This is a genomic window from Pseudoalteromonas arctica (assembly GCF_012927645.1).
In the GTDB taxonomy this organism is placed as follows: domain Bacteria; phylum Pseudomonadota; class Gammaproteobacteria; order Enterobacterales; family Alteromonadaceae; genus Pseudoalteromonas; species Pseudoalteromonas arctica_A.
In genome coordinates this window covers 64573-76942 of sequence record NZ_JABBMT010000013.1, presented here as the reverse complement: position 1 = coordinate 76942, position 12370 = coordinate 64573, and the positions used below count along the sequence as shown (strand labels likewise).

The 12370-nt window shown below is 39.5% G+C and carries 17 protein-coding genes; 11 read left to right on the top strand and 6 right to left on the bottom strand.

Annotated features, from left to right (window positions below; translation table 11 throughout):
* The first annotated feature begins 43 nt into the window (after positions 1-43).
* The 3 genes from tdh to glpG all read left to right on the top strand — a co-directional run bounded on the left by tdh (position 44) and on the right by glpG (position 2271).
* Positions 44-1069, top strand: coding sequence for an L-threonine 3-dehydrogenase (gene tdh / locus HHO47_RS10200; RefSeq protein WP_169020216.1), 1026 nt, complete (start codon positions 44-46; stop codon positions 1067-1069).
* A 66-nt stretch (positions 1070-1135) separates the two neighbouring features.
* Complete coding sequence (gene glpE / locus HHO47_RS10195; protein WP_169020215.1) at positions 1136-1453, top strand: thiosulfate sulfurtransferase GlpE; 318 nt, start codon at positions 1136-1138, stop codon at positions 1451-1453.
* Positions 1450-2271: a rhomboid family intramembrane serine protease GlpG gene (gene glpG, locus HHO47_RS10190; RefSeq protein ID WP_169020233.1), complete on the top strand. Its 822-nt coding sequence runs from the start codon at positions 1450-1452 to the stop codon at positions 2269-2271. The genes glpE and glpG overlap by 4 nt, the downstream gene beginning before the upstream one ends.
* 21 nt (positions 2272-2292) lie before the next feature.
* Here the strand turns inward: glpG and HHO47_RS10185 are convergent, their stop codons facing one another.
* Positions 2293-2700: a flagellar basal body-associated protein FliL gene (locus HHO47_RS10185; protein WP_169020214.1), complete on the bottom strand. Its 408-nt coding sequence runs from the start codon at positions 2698-2700 to the stop codon at positions 2293-2295.
* Positions 2701-2854: 154 nt separating this feature from the next.
* Here HHO47_RS10185 and HHO47_RS10180 point away from each other — a divergent pair, with 154 nt between their 5' ends.
* Positions 2855-3400, top strand: coding sequence for a chorismate lyase (locus tag HHO47_RS10180; RefSeq protein WP_169020213.1), 546 nt, complete (start codon positions 2855-2857; stop codon positions 3398-3400).
* Positions 3397-4275 (top strand): 4-hydroxybenzoate octaprenyltransferase, encoded by an 879-nt coding sequence (gene ubiA, locus HHO47_RS10175; RefSeq protein WP_169020212.1) that lies wholly within the window; start codon positions 3397-3399, stop codon positions 4273-4275. Before HHO47_RS10180 ends, ubiA begins: the two co-directional genes overlap by 4 nt.
* A 130-nt stretch (positions 4276-4405) precedes the next feature.
* On the opposite strand, the gene HHO47_RS10170 is transcribed toward ubiA, so the two are convergent.
* From HHO47_RS10170 to HHO47_RS10160, 3 genes are all read right to left on the bottom strand, one after another.
* Entirely contained in the window at positions 4406-5293 is an 888-nt protein-coding gene (locus tag HHO47_RS10170) for a LysR family transcriptional regulator (protein WP_169020211.1), read from the bottom strand.
* Between the two features lie 120 nt (positions 5294-5413).
* Entirely contained in the window at positions 5414-6937 is a 1524-nt protein-coding gene (locus HHO47_RS10165) for a DUF3369 domain-containing protein (RefSeq protein WP_169020210.1), read from the bottom strand.
* 50 nt (positions 6938-6987) lie between these two features.
* Positions 6988-7395, bottom strand: a complete 408-nt coding sequence (locus tag HHO47_RS10160; RefSeq protein WP_149981394.1) for a DUF2721 domain-containing protein — start codon at positions 7393-7395, stop codon at positions 6988-6990.
* Between the two features lie 76 nt (positions 7396-7471).
* Here HHO47_RS10160 and HHO47_RS10155 point away from each other — a divergent pair, with 76 nt between their 5' ends.
* From HHO47_RS10155 to tsaD, 3 genes are all read left to right on the top strand, one after another.
* A complete protein-coding gene (locus HHO47_RS10155) occupies positions 7472-7828 on the top strand; it encodes a DUF2007 domain-containing protein (protein WP_169020209.1) in 357 nt (118 codons plus the stop codon).
* Positions 7821-8411 (top strand): YjaG family protein, encoded by a 591-nt coding sequence (locus HHO47_RS10150; RefSeq protein WP_169020208.1) that lies wholly within the window; start codon positions 7821-7823, stop codon positions 8409-8411. The genes HHO47_RS10155 and HHO47_RS10150 overlap by 8 nt, the downstream gene beginning before the upstream one ends.
* A gap of 73 nt (positions 8412-8484) precedes the next feature.
* Complete coding sequence (tsaD, locus tag HHO47_RS10145; RefSeq protein WP_169020207.1) at positions 8485-9498, top strand: tRNA (adenosine(37)-N6)-threonylcarbamoyltransferase complex transferase subunit TsaD; 1014 nt, start codon at positions 8485-8487, stop codon at positions 9496-9498.
* A gap of 2 nt (positions 9499-9500) precedes the next feature.
* Here the strand turns inward: tsaD and plsY are convergent, their stop codons facing one another.
* Positions 9501-10115, bottom strand: coding sequence for a glycerol-3-phosphate 1-O-acyltransferase PlsY (gene plsY, locus HHO47_RS10140; protein WP_169020206.1), 615 nt, complete (start codon positions 10113-10115; stop codon positions 9501-9503).
* Positions 10116-10384: 269 nt separating this feature from the next.
* Here plsY and folB point away from each other — a divergent pair, with 269 nt between their 5' ends.
* From folB to HHO47_RS10125, 3 genes are read left to right on the top strand one after another with little or no spacing between them, the layout of a single operon-like run.
* Positions 10385-10741 (top strand): dihydroneopterin aldolase, encoded by a 357-nt coding sequence (folB, locus tag HHO47_RS10135; RefSeq protein WP_169020205.1) that lies wholly within the window; start codon positions 10385-10387, stop codon positions 10739-10741.
* 1 nt (position 10742) lies between these two features.
* Positions 10743-11231, top strand: a complete 489-nt coding sequence (gene folK / locus HHO47_RS10130; protein WP_169020204.1) for a 2-amino-4-hydroxy-6-hydroxymethyldihydropteridine diphosphokinase — start codon at positions 10743-10745, stop codon at positions 11229-11231.
* Positions 11228-12028 carry an undecaprenyl-diphosphate phosphatase gene (locus HHO47_RS10125; RefSeq protein WP_169020203.1) on the top strand — a complete coding sequence of 267 codons (801 nt, stop codon included), beginning with the start codon at positions 11228-11230 and terminating at the stop codon, positions 12026-12028. The genes folK and HHO47_RS10125 overlap by 4 nt, the downstream gene beginning before the upstream one ends.
* An 81-nt stretch (positions 12029-12109) precedes the next feature.
* Here the strand turns inward: HHO47_RS10125 and HHO47_RS19650 are convergent, their stop codons facing one another.
* Entirely contained in the window at positions 12110-12268 is a 159-nt protein-coding gene (locus tag HHO47_RS19650) for a hypothetical protein (protein WP_348981648.1), read from the bottom strand.
* Between the last annotated feature and the right edge of the window lie 102 nt (positions 12269-12370).

Genomic DNA, 12370 nt, shown 5'->3' with positions numbered 1-12370 from the left:
TAAATCGTGGCTTTGGCTGCGGTTTTTTTATTGAGTGTGATTCATGAAAGCATTATCTAAATTAAAAGCAGAACCAGGTATTTGGATGACGGATGCGCCAAAACCTGAAGTTGGCCATAACGATTTATTAATCAAAATTCGTAAAACCGCTATTTGTGGTACTGACGTACATATTTATAAGTGGGATGAGTGGGCGCAAAACACCATTCCAACACCTATGGTAGTAGGTCATGAATATGTCGGTGAAGTGGTTGATATGGGCCAAGAAGTGCGTGGCTTTAGTGTTGGTGACAGAGTCTCTGGTGAGGGCCATATTACCTGTGGCCATTGCCGTAACTGTCGCGCTGGGCGTGTTCATTTATGCCGTAACACCACCGGTGTGGGTGTAAACCGCGAAGGCGCATTTGCTGAGTATTTAGTGATCCCAGCATTTAATGCATTTAAAATTCCAGACAATATTAGCGATGAGTTAGCCTCTATTTTTGACCCATTCGGTAATGCAGTACACACTGCGCTGTCATTCGATTTAGTGGGTGAAGATGTTTTAATCACAGGCGCAGGGCCTATTGGTATTATGGCTGCCGCAGTTGCAAAACATGTCGGCGCTCGTCACGTAGTCATTACTGACGTTAATGAATACCGCCTAGATTTAGCTCGTAAAATGGGTGCGACTCGCGCAGTTAATGTGGCTAATGAAAAACTTGAAGATGTGATTAAAGAGCTAGGCATGACCGAAGGTTTTGATATCGGCCTTGAAATGTCAGGCGTACCGATTGCATTTAATAGCATGTTAAATAACATGAATCACGGTGGTAAAATTGCCATGCTAGGTATTCCACCATCTGATATGGCGGTTGATTGGAATCAAGTGATTTTTAAAGGCTTAGTGATCAAAGGGATTTACGGCCGTGAAATGTTTGAGACGTGGTACAAAATGGCCAGTCTTATTCAGTCAGGGCTTGATCTAAACCCAATCATCACTCATCAATATTCAATAGATGACTTCCAAGCTGGCTTTGATATGATGATTTCAGGGCAATCGGGGAAAGTAATTCTTAACTGGGATTAATTATCCACTTGTTAAGAGAATTAAAGGCGGCATTTGTCGCCTTTTTTGTAATTATAAGAGAGTACTATGGCATTTAAGCATATTTCAATTACCGAAACTCAAGCACTACTTAATAAAGATGATGTCGTGATTGCTGATATTCGCGATCCTAATTCGTATCAAGCAGGGCATATTCCGGGTTCAGAGCATTTATCAAATGCCAATATTGGCGAATTTATGATGAACAAGGAGTTTGATCAGCCAATTATTATTGTTTGTTATCATGGTATGAGCTCACAAGGTGCAGCCAACTACTTAGCTGAGCAAGGTTTTGAAGATGTATACAGTATGGATGGTGGTTTTACCCAGTGGGAAACACAATTGCCGGAGCAAGTGGAACGATGATCGAACTGGGTAGTATAAATAATCCACGTGCAGCACAAGGCTTTATTGATTATATAAAAAGCCAAGGCATACAGGGCGAGCTTCGATCGCAAGATGGAAAAATGGTGATTATTTGTATTGCCCCTGAGCATTTTCATCAAGCTCAGCCATTATGGCAAGCGTTTGTAGAAAACCCCAGTCATGCCCGTTATCAAGAGGCATCTTGGCAAGTAGGAAGCACGCAGTCACCGTTGAGTTATCAAGGCCAAGAATTAAATTTAAAAGCACGTTTTAAAGCATTGAGTTGGTTAAACCAAACGGTCACTTTATTATGTGTAGGTATTTACATTGCCTTCTTACTTGGTGGCTTTGAGTCAATTTATAGCATCTTACAATTTAAACCAAATCAACCATTAACTTGGTTTACACCTGCAATTGTGCATTTTAGTGCTGTGCACTTAGTGTTTAATATTATGTGGTGGATCATGTTAGGCGATGGTATTGAAAAGATCAGTGGTAAAAGTACTTTAATTGGTCTTTTTTTAGTGACCACGCTATTTAGTAATTGGGCTGAGTTTATTATGGTTGGACCTAACTTTGGCGGCTTAAGTGGCGTTGTTTATGGTTTGCTTGGGTTTTGTTGGATCCATCGGGTATTGAACCCACAACAACCGGCTTTAGTAACTAATGGTATTATTGGTTTTATGCTGATTTGGCTGGTATTAGGCTTTGCTGACATGTTGTTTGTAAGTATGGCTAATTGGGCACACTTGGGTGGGCTATTAAGTGGTATGGCTTATGCATTTACTGCTCAATTGTTTACTAAAAAAACAGCTTGAAAACTCAGCAATAATAAGTGCTCAGTGATATAAATATTTAGTAAATAATACTTCGCGAATGATCTCTTGCCCTGTTTCTTGTTTTAACAGGGTTTTGAGTTTTTCGGCACAGCGCTTTCTGATCTCTTCACGACCGGTGAGGGATTTAATTTTTTCTTCAGGCTCTTTTGATAAAATTTCTACCAATGCATCTCTAAGTAACGGGGTGTGATGTTCAACAATTGCAATGTTTGACATATCACTGAGCATTAAATCTACAGTAATACGTACATAACCTAACTTTTTATTACTCTGACCAATATAGTTGGTAATGATGTCGGGTTCAAAACCAAAGTAGCCCACAGTTGATTCAGCTTTGCTTGCAAAGCTGCTAAACAAGCTAATAAATAAAGTGCTAATTAATATGCTAGCGTAAAGCGTTTTTTTCATATTCAGTAGATAGCTCTGTAGTTAATTGTTATTAGTCTATACGTAATAATGGCTAAGATACAGGCTAATGCGGCTATTATATTCATTAATCATCACTTTTTCCCCGACGCGGGCAGTGGTATCATTTAAAGGGTTATTATTAAATAGAGTTACCGTGATCACATTTCCTGTTTCTATAACTGCGGATTGGCAGTTAGGTACATCAATCAATTCTTTGTCGTGTAATGAGCAGGACTGGCTTCTTGAGCCCAACTCACTGACGGCTAAATTAAAAACACAGTGTGGTGAATTCTCTGTAAAAGTGCTTAGTGAGAAAGAGTTCGTACTGAGTACTTCACAACAACAATTACTAGCTTGTTCACAGCGCATTGGTATTAATCGTGAGGTTTTGTTGCTTTGTGATGGCATTCCTATGGTATATGCACAAAGCTGGCTGCCTGCCAGCGATGATATGCAACAACAACAGTTGTTGGCACTGGGTAATCGGCCTTTAGGTGATGTTATTTTTCAACATCCTGACTTAAAACGTACCGAAATTGAAATAGCACGCTTTAATTGTCAGCACCCTGTACAGCAGCTTGTTAGCCAATACTCTGCAGTTGTAAAACCCTTGTGGGGGCGACGGAGTATTTTTTCGTTAGCGCAAAGCCGTTTTTTAGTAGCTGAAGTATTTTTACCAGAGGCTTACCTGTATTTATGAAATTTGCTGTCTTACACATTGCTCATATACCGTATTATAAGCAGTTAATGCGCACTGATAAGCCCATTGGGACTTTATTGCTATTATGGCCTACATATTGGGCATTGTGGCTTGCAAGTGATGGTATGCCAAGTCTACTTAATTTTGTGGTATTTAGCTTAGGTGTATTTATTATGCGCAGCGCAGGTTGTGTAATTAATGATTACGCAGATCGTAAAATTGATGGTGCGGTAAAGCGCACAGCGCAAAGACCTTTAGCTTCTGGCTTGGTGAGTAGTGGCGAAGCATTAAGCTTGTTTTTATTGCTTATTGTAATTGCTTTTATACTGGTGTTGTTACTCAGTTGGCAAACCATATTATTGTCAGTAGGAGCATTGCTATTGGCATTTAGCTATCCATTTATGAAACGTTACACTAACTTGCCACAAATAGTGTTAGGTGCTGCTTTTGGTTGGGCTATTCCGATGGCTTTTATGGCTGCAACAGGTGCTATCCCACTGCTTGGCTGGTTGTTATTTATCGCGAATATTGCGTGGACTACGGCCTACGATACTATGTATGCCATGGTAGACAGGGATGATGATTTAAAAATTGGCGTAAAGTCTACAGCGATATTGTTTGGCAGTGCCGATCGAATCATTATTTTTGCGCTAAATGGTGTATTTATAGGTTTATTGGCTTTAATTGGTTATATGAGTCAATTAGCAATGCCGTATTGGCTTGGCCTAAGTGTGGCAGGTGGTTTTTTGGTTTACCAGCAATTTCTAATTCATAGTCGTAATAGAGAGCATTGTTTTAACGCTTTTTTAAACAATCATTATGTCGGCATGGTTGTTTTTATTGGCTTATTGGCGTCCTTGTCATTTAATCTATAGTGTTAGCGAGGTGGTTTGGGTATATAGCAAGGAAGGTGCGTAGTTTAGTCTAAAATGATGTAAAAGGGACTACTGAAGATTTAGAAACCAAGCCAGAGGGCTATTTTAGGCTTGGTTTTCATGCTGTTAATTAAGAGTTAATTGATAACGCTGTCTTTTCTATTAATGACAGGAGCTGGTTTATTGGGTCGTCAGCAGTAACTTGCTGGCTGGTTTGTACAATCAACTGCTCATGGGCTAAGTTCTTATTGGTTTTTAACTGGAGTAGATTATTATTCTCTGCGACTGAACTTGCATGTTCAATACTGCTAATTGCAACATGGTTTGATTTACACAACCCTTCCATTACTTGATCAATACTGCCAACTTTTATACTGCTGCTCTTGTTTAAGCTATCAACAGCCTCATTCAACATAGTTTGAATTTGTTTTGATTGTGAAAAACAACTATACATAGGGTAATCATTTAAATCTTGTTTGCAAAGATTGTTCTTATTCGCAAGGGGATGGCTTTTTGCAACGAATAAAATAAGTTGATCAGGTAAGTGTATGTCATTGCCAATACTATTAACTGCTTGCGAACAAACGCTAATATCAATTTCACCTAATTGCAGTTTACGAACCAACTCACTTTGTTCTTGTAGTTGCATCTCGATTTTTACATGAGGGTATTGTGCTAAAAATTGGCCACATGAAATAGGCACTATGGCACTTGCATTATTGGTATAGCCAATCACCAGCTTTTCATTTGCACAGCCATTAACGGATTTAAATAAACGCTTTTTAGTTTCTTCAAGCTTACTTAGAGTGTCCTGAGCATACTCTAAAAAAAGCTCACCTTCAGTTGTTAGTTTCACTGAGCGAGTCGAACGTTTGACTAATTCATAGCCAACTTCGCCCTCTAAGGTTTGAATACTGCGTGTCAATGCTGAGGTGCTAATTTTGGTTGTTTCGGCCGCTTGGCGAAAGTGTCGTAGCTGGCCTAAAGCTACAAATTGCTCTAATTGTTCAAATCTCACTTTTATAGTCCTTTGTATAAGTAAGCCGCACTACTGGCGAACATAATTGATATTATTTTAATCGATAGTAATCCATTGTACCCAATTTTAAAAGTATATTTCACATAATTTTTACAACTATCAGTTAGGGTAATGCTCTTTTATCTCCAAAAAAAGTGCTAAATTGTTAATAAATATGTCCACTAGTTTCGGTTCAAACTGTTTGCCACTCTGCTCCTTGAGTAAATCGAGCACTTCTTCAAGTGGCCAAGCTTTTTTGTAGCAACGGTCACTGCCAAGGGCATCAAAAACATCCGCTAGAGCTGTAATACGGCCAACAATATGAATATCTTTACCTGCAAGTTGATTTGGGTAGCCAGAGCCGTCCCATTTTTCATGATGTGTATACGCTATGATTGATCCACACTTTAAGATTTCATTATTCGAATTCTTCAGAATATCATAACCAACTTCGGCGTGAGTTTGCATAATAGCCCACTCTTGATCATCCAGCTTGCCGGGTTTATTGAGAATATGATCTGGAATACTTATTTTTCCAATATCGTGTAAGGGGGAGGCGAGTTTTATCACTTCACACTCAAAGTTATTTAAGCCATATAACTTACCTAACAGTTCACTATAGTGCGCAACTCTTTTAACATGAGAACCAGTTTCTTTTGAACGTTTTTCAACAGCTTCACCGAGAATATACGATAGCTCTTTTTGCGAATCCTTCATCATTTCGCGTAATTTCAGGTTATCGTAAGCCAGAGCAATATTGTTGGCAAAAAACTCTAAAAGCTGATGATCGGTAGTTCCTAATAACGAGCCTTTACGTACATACAGCATTGTTTCGAGGCCAGCCTGAGTTGGGAAATAGCCAATGTAGTCATGCATGGTTTTTTGGGATGATTTGCGATTGTGAGCCTCAATAAATAATTGTTTTACATCTTCAGGGATTACATTGGCATTAGGCTCAGGCTCAACACCTGAAGCAGCTAGTAGCTTAAAATCAGTGGCTGGAGATGTTTGTTTGTTAACAGCTGCGGCACAATAAATTTCAGTATCTTCTAAGCCCATAACATTGGTTACATGGGATAAAATTGTTGATGCAAACTCATGGACGCTATCACATTTTAAAAATGAGCTAGAAGCGTTGATTATTTTTTCAAGGCCTTTCCTATGACGCTCAATAATTTGAATATCACGATGTGAACGCAGAGCTGAATACAATAAAGTTTTCATCTTTATTGCCGTCAGTTCGGTTTTATTTTTGTAATCGTTAATGTCGTACTCGCGGATCACCGCTTCTTCAGGGGCTTCGCCTGGTTGACCTGTTCGTAGTATAAGGCGGATGTCGTAGTTATTAATATCATCGCGGATAAATTTTATTAAGTCTAACCCAGCATGGCTCGTTTCCATTACCACGTCGATTAAGCCAACCGAAAAATCGAGATTTTGTTGTAATAATTTTTTTGCAGCTTGGGCTGAATACGCATGATGCAAACATAAAGCTTTATCTTCAAAGGTAAAACCTGATAGTACAAGTTTAGTGACTTGGTGAATATCATCTTCATCATCAACCACGAGGATATTCCAGAACGCTTGTGGTGACTGAGCTTCTGACTCTTCAATGGCATTTTCTGAAAATAAAAAGTCGTTCACATTTACACCTTTAGTTTAATCATCCTGCTAAAGAGTATAGCGCTTGTTTTTTAGTCTGCCTTGTTGCTCAGTGGTTTTTTTTCAATGTTTTTAAGCTCAATTTCAATCGCATCACATGAAATATGTATTTCATATAAAGAGGTTAGCAACGATAGCGCAAGGCTGGCTAAGCTAATACCAAATAAAATTACGCCAGTGGTTTTAAACTCAATAAATAATGCAAACATTGAGAATGTACACATTAAAAAAGAAGCAACGCCATAGACTTGCATAGTTCGAATTAGTCTAATGCGTTTTCTTAGGTTAGTAATTTGTGCAACGACTAATGGTCGAATAGTGTCACCTTCACGGGCATTAAGTTCACGAATTAATTGTGCTAGCACTAAAAAACGGTTGGTATATGCTAATAACAATAAAGAAATTGCAGGGAATAGCAGTCCAGGTGTTGTGAGGGTCATGATTATTTCCTATATAACAATTGCTTAGCTTAGAGTAGCTTAGGGTAATTTAATCGCAAAGTAAAAGAGGTTGTCATTGCAAAATAAAATAAATAACAACAATACAGAGCAAGCTCCATTCCAATGGTTAACAATCTATTACGCAGCAAATGCGGTAGAGGCAAACATTGTAAAAGGGTTATTACTTAACAGCAATATTGAGTGTCAGTTACTCGGTGAGTCCTTACAAGGAGCTGTTGGCGAAATACCTTTAGAGCAAACCCAAGTTAGAGTGCAGGTTTTTGTGATTAAAGAGCGCCAGGCGCGGCAAATATTGGTAAACTACACTCAAGTACAACAATCCGCTCCTGCTTGGGTATGCCCCAACTGTAACGAGCATAATGAGCCAACATTTGAAATTTGTTGGTCTTGTAGGACACCAAATAATGACTAAAGCGAATAATTTTCAGCGCATCCGAGAGCTTAACTATTTGCAACAAGCGGTACTTGCAGCGGCATTGATTGAGCGCATGTTGCCTAATTACGGTTTATTCAGTGAGGCAACAGGGTTTGGTGATGAAGCTATTTTACGTAGCGCACTTAATCTGTGCTGGGAAAAAATATTACTGCCGAAAAGTAAAATAAGCCTTGAAAAGCAAATTGAGAAAATTGAGCCTAATGTTCCTGAACTCGCTGATTTTGATATGTTTGGTACTTATCCAGCGATAGATGCCGCCACCGCTTTATTAGGTTTAATGCATGGTTTAATCGCCAAAGATGAGCAAGAGTTTATCAGCATTAGTAAAATTTCTCAGGCGACTGTTGCGCGTTTTATTGAATATCAATTAACGGTTGCAGGTGAGTTGGCCGATAATACTGCGGTACGTGAACATCCATTGATGCAATACGAAATTGAAGTGTTAGGTGAGCTAATTGATTTTGTTGAGCAGATGGGAAGAATAACAGCTGAAAACGTGAAAGCGTTAAAGCAACACGCTATCGCTGATGGACAAACAAACATTGGTATAACACTTTAAGTAACCAGAAACTCTGGTGAAGAGATTTATTCTAAAAATTTAAAAATGTCAAAGGGCATGGGAGAAAGCTGCAGTGCGAATTTTAGGCATTGAATCGTCGTGTGATGAAACGGGAATTGCAATCTATGATGATGAACGAGGTTTACTTGCTCATCAACTCTATAGCCAAGTAAAAGTGCATGCAGATTATGGTGGTGTAGTGCCTGAGCTTGCATCTCGAGATCATGTTCGTAAAACGTTGCCATTAATCGATGCTGCTTTTGCACAGGCAGGTTGCGGATCTGAAGATATCGATGGTATTGCTTACACCGCAGGCCCAGGACTCGTGGGAGCATTATTAGTGGGCACTTCAATAGGACGCTCACTTGCCTATGGTTGGAATATTCCAGCAGTGGCTGTGCATCATATGGAGGGCCATTTACTGGCACCCATGCTTGAAGAAAGCGTGCCTGAATTTCCGTTTATTGCTTTACTCGTGTCAGGTGGACACACCATGATGGTTAAAGTAGCAGGGATTGGTCAATATGAAGTATTGGGTGAATCGGTAGATGATGCAGCAGGTGAAGCATTTGATAAAACGGCCAAGTTACTTGGTTTAGATTACCCAGGTGGGCCACGGTTAGCTAAACTTGCTGAGCAAGGTGTTCCTAGGCGCTTTATCTTCCCACGCCCGATGACAGATAAACCGGGCCTTGATTTTAGTTTTAGCGGCTTGAAAACCGCTGCGGCAATTACTATCCGTAATAATGACGATGATCAGCAAACCAAAGCCGATATCGCTCATGCGTTTCAAACCGCAGTTATTGATACATTAGTTATTAAATGTAAGCGTGCTTTAAAGCAAACGGGTATAAATCGCTTAGTAATTGCCGGTGGTGTAAGCGCTAATGTACAGCTACGTGCGCAACTAGAACAGGTAATGCAAGGCATGAAAGGCCAAGTATATTATCCGCGCACAGAATTTTGCACCGATAATGGTGCCATGATTGCCTATGCCGGTATGCAGCGCCTAAAGGCAGGGCAGTTTGCCAGTCTTGATATGAAAACGAAACCACGCTGGCCGATCGATAGTTTAGAGGCTATTTAAATTTAAGAATTGTTATCATCTTTAGTTGGTGGCGTTTTTTTGTCACCAATTTTAGGCTCTTTGCCACTAAATAAACGTTTAATATTGGCGTGGTGGCGAATAATAATCAAAATAGTTAAAAATGTTACAGGTAGAGTATAAAGTGGCTTGATCCACCAAGTGTATAATGGCGCTAAAGAAACGGCGACTAATGCGCTAAGTGACGAATAGCGCGTAATAGCAACGACCGCCACCCAAGTTGAAATTAACAACCCGCCTAGCAACAAGCCAATGGGTAGCAATGTTCCAAATGCAGTTGCTACCGCTTTACCGCCTTTAAAGTGAAAGAATACCGGAAACATATGTCCTAAACAGGCAGCAACCCCAATTAACCCTAGCATTAGTGGTTCAAGTTGTAAAAAATAAGCGCCCCAGACCGGAATTGTCCCTTTGAGAATATCAAACACTAATACTAAGCTGGCAGGAACAGCCCCACCAAGACGATAAACATTAGTTGCGCCTGGGTTATTTGAGCCGTGGCTGCGAGGATCGGGTAGTTTAAACAGCCGCGACACTAGAATAGCCGATGAAATCGACCCGAGTAAATAGGCTAAAACTAACATTAAAACGGCTATCACGCGCTTCCTTATTTTTTAATCACAGTTTTTCGGCTATCATTGGCCGCAAAAATTGCATTCATACTTTTCATGGGTTTAATAATGGGTACATTATGTACCTAATACACTAATATTATATAGGTAATTTTACATGATGTACCTATAGGCTATTGTATGGGCAATTTTTACATAATAAAACATAGTTAAAGTGTATAAAGGCTATAAATGCAAATTATAGCCGATGTAGACTCAAATCAATGAGTTTTAAGTTTTTGCCAGTTGGAGCAGTTATGGATAAGGTTTTTATATCGCAACTACATGTTGACACTATCATAGGTGTGTACGATTTTGAAAAAGAAACTAAACAGAGTTTGTATTTTGATATCGAAATGCTGTGTGATATTAAACCCGCAGCAAAAACCGATGACATCGCCTTAGCACTTGATTATGCAAAGGTTAGTGAGAGAGTGATCGCGCACACGACAGCACAGCCTGTTGAGTTATTGGAGACCTTGGTTGAGCAACTTGCAGCTATCATTTTAACCGAGTTTGCTACAACACAAGTGAGCATTCGAGTTAGTAAGCCCGCAGCCGTCGCACAAGCACGTACTGTAGGTGTTGAAATTACCCGACTCAAGGCCAGTTAAGATGGCGCAAATTTATATTAGCCTTGGCTCTAATGTTGATAAAGAACACTATATCCGCCAAGCGTTAATCGCCCTAAAAGCTCACCTTATAGAGTTCGAACATTCCAGTGTCTATGAAAGCGAAGCCGTTGGCTTTGCAGGTAATAACTTTTACAACTCAGCCATAGGTGCACAAACACAGATACCGCTTCCCCAGTTATGTCAGTTACTCAAACAAATTGAACGAGATAATGGGCGTACAAATAATGATAAAAAATTTAGCCCGCGTACACTCGATCTAGATCTACTGTTTTATGATGATGTAGTGTGTGATTCTCCTGCACAGTTACCCCGTGATGAAATCACCAAAAATGCCTTTGTTCTTCAGCCTTTGGCAGAAATAGCTCCCGATTTTTATCATCCTACAGCAAAGCAAACAATTGCCCAGTTGTGGAATACTTACAACAACCCTAAGCAAAAACTATGGAAGGTGGAGTTTACTAACCCATGAGTATTATCGAAATTATTGTTTTAGCCCTGATCCAGGGATTAACTGAGTTTTTACCTATTTCAAGCTCAGCTCATCTCATTCTCCCTTCACAAATTCTTGGCTGGCAAGACCAAGGTCTTGCCTTTGATGTTGCCGTACATGTAGGCACGCTGATTGCCGTAATAATTTACTTCCGTAAGGAAGTTGTCGAAATACTTGCGGCATGGTTTAAATCATTAGGTGCACAAGGTGCAACAGATGACAGTAAACTAGGCTGGTGGATTATTTTGGGCACTATTCCTGCGGCAGTTTTAGGCTTAGCATTTAAAGATTTAATTGAATTATATTTGCGCAGTGCATGGGTTATTGCTGTAACGACCATTTTGTTTGGTTTACTCCTGTGGTATGCAGATGTGAAAGGCAAGCAAACTAAAACAATTTATCAATTAACTTGGAAATCAGCCTTAATGATTGGTATGGCGCAAGCCATGGCAATGATCCCGGGTACGTCACGTTCAGGAATTACGATGACTGCTGGTTTATTACTTGGTATGAATAAGCAAAGTGCGGCAAGGTTTTCATTTTTACTGGCCATTCCTGTCATTTCGATGATGGGATTGTATTATACAGTTGAGTTAGCTTTAGGTGATGAAGTTGTTGATTGGACTACGCTAATTTTAGGTGCGGGTTTGTCATTTTTTTCTGCATACGCTTGCATCTTTCTGTTTTTAAAAATAATTGAACGTATGGGAATGATGCCATTTGTTATCTATCGATTATTATTGGGCGTGGGTTTGATTGTATTTTTGATGATGTAACGCTAGGTTTATAAACGATAAATAAAAACGCCTTAACTCAATGAGCTAAGGCGTTTTTTATAAGCCAATATACACCTTAAATTAGAAAGTGTATTTTGCACCCATCGATAAGCGACGACCTTTAACATCAAAGAACTCACCATCATCATATGTGAACGGGTTACGTGGCGGCTCACGGTCGAATATGTTGTTAACACCAACACGTAACTGTAGCTCATCCATTAGATAAGTTTTGTACATGAAATCAAATGTTGTGTAAGACGGGATATGATTGTAGTTGTTGTCTTCAATGTTCCATTCATTACTTTCTACACTACTATGGCGATAATTAGCCGTTAAAAT

Excerpts from the sequence above, each read along its gene's own strand:
- folK (WP_169020204.1), top strand. The coding sequence starts at position 10,743 with ATGGCGCAAATTTATATTAGCCTTGGCTCTAATGTTGATAAAGAACAC.
- HHO47_RS10150 (WP_169020208.1), top strand. The coding sequence starts at position 7,821 with ATGACTAAAGCGAATAATTTTCAGCGCATCCGAGAGCTTAACTATTTG.
- ubiA (WP_169020212.1), top strand. The coding sequence starts at position 3,397 with ATGAAATTTGCTGTCTTACACATTGCTCATATACCGTATTATAAGCAG.
- HHO47_RS10125 (WP_169020203.1), top strand. The coding sequence starts at position 11,228 with ATGAGTATTATCGAAATTATTGTTTTAGCCCTGATCCAGGGATTAACT.
- glpE (WP_169020215.1), top strand. The coding sequence starts at position 1,136 with ATGGCATTTAAGCATATTTCAATTACCGAAACTCAAGCACTACTTAAT.
- HHO47_RS10185 (WP_169020214.1), bottom strand. The coding sequence starts at position 2,700 with ATGAAAAAAACGCTTTACGCTAGCATATTAATTAGCACTTTATTTATT.
- glpG (WP_169020233.1), top strand. The coding sequence starts at position 1,450 with ATGATCGAACTGGGTAGTATAAATAATCCACGTGCAGCACAAGGCTTT.
- folB (WP_169020205.1), top strand. The coding sequence starts at position 10,385 with ATGGATAAGGTTTTTATATCGCAACTACATGTTGACACTATCATAGGT.
- HHO47_RS10160 (WP_149981394.1), bottom strand. The coding sequence starts at position 7,395 with ATGACCCTCACAACACCTGGACTGCTATTCCCTGCAATTTCTTTATTG.
- HHO47_RS19650 (WP_348981648.1), bottom strand. The coding sequence starts at position 12,268 with ATGTACAAAACTTATCTAATGGATGAGCTACAGTTACGTGTTGGTGTT.
- tdh (WP_169020216.1), top strand. The coding sequence starts at position 44 with ATGAAAGCATTATCTAAATTAAAAGCAGAACCAGGTATTTGGATGACG.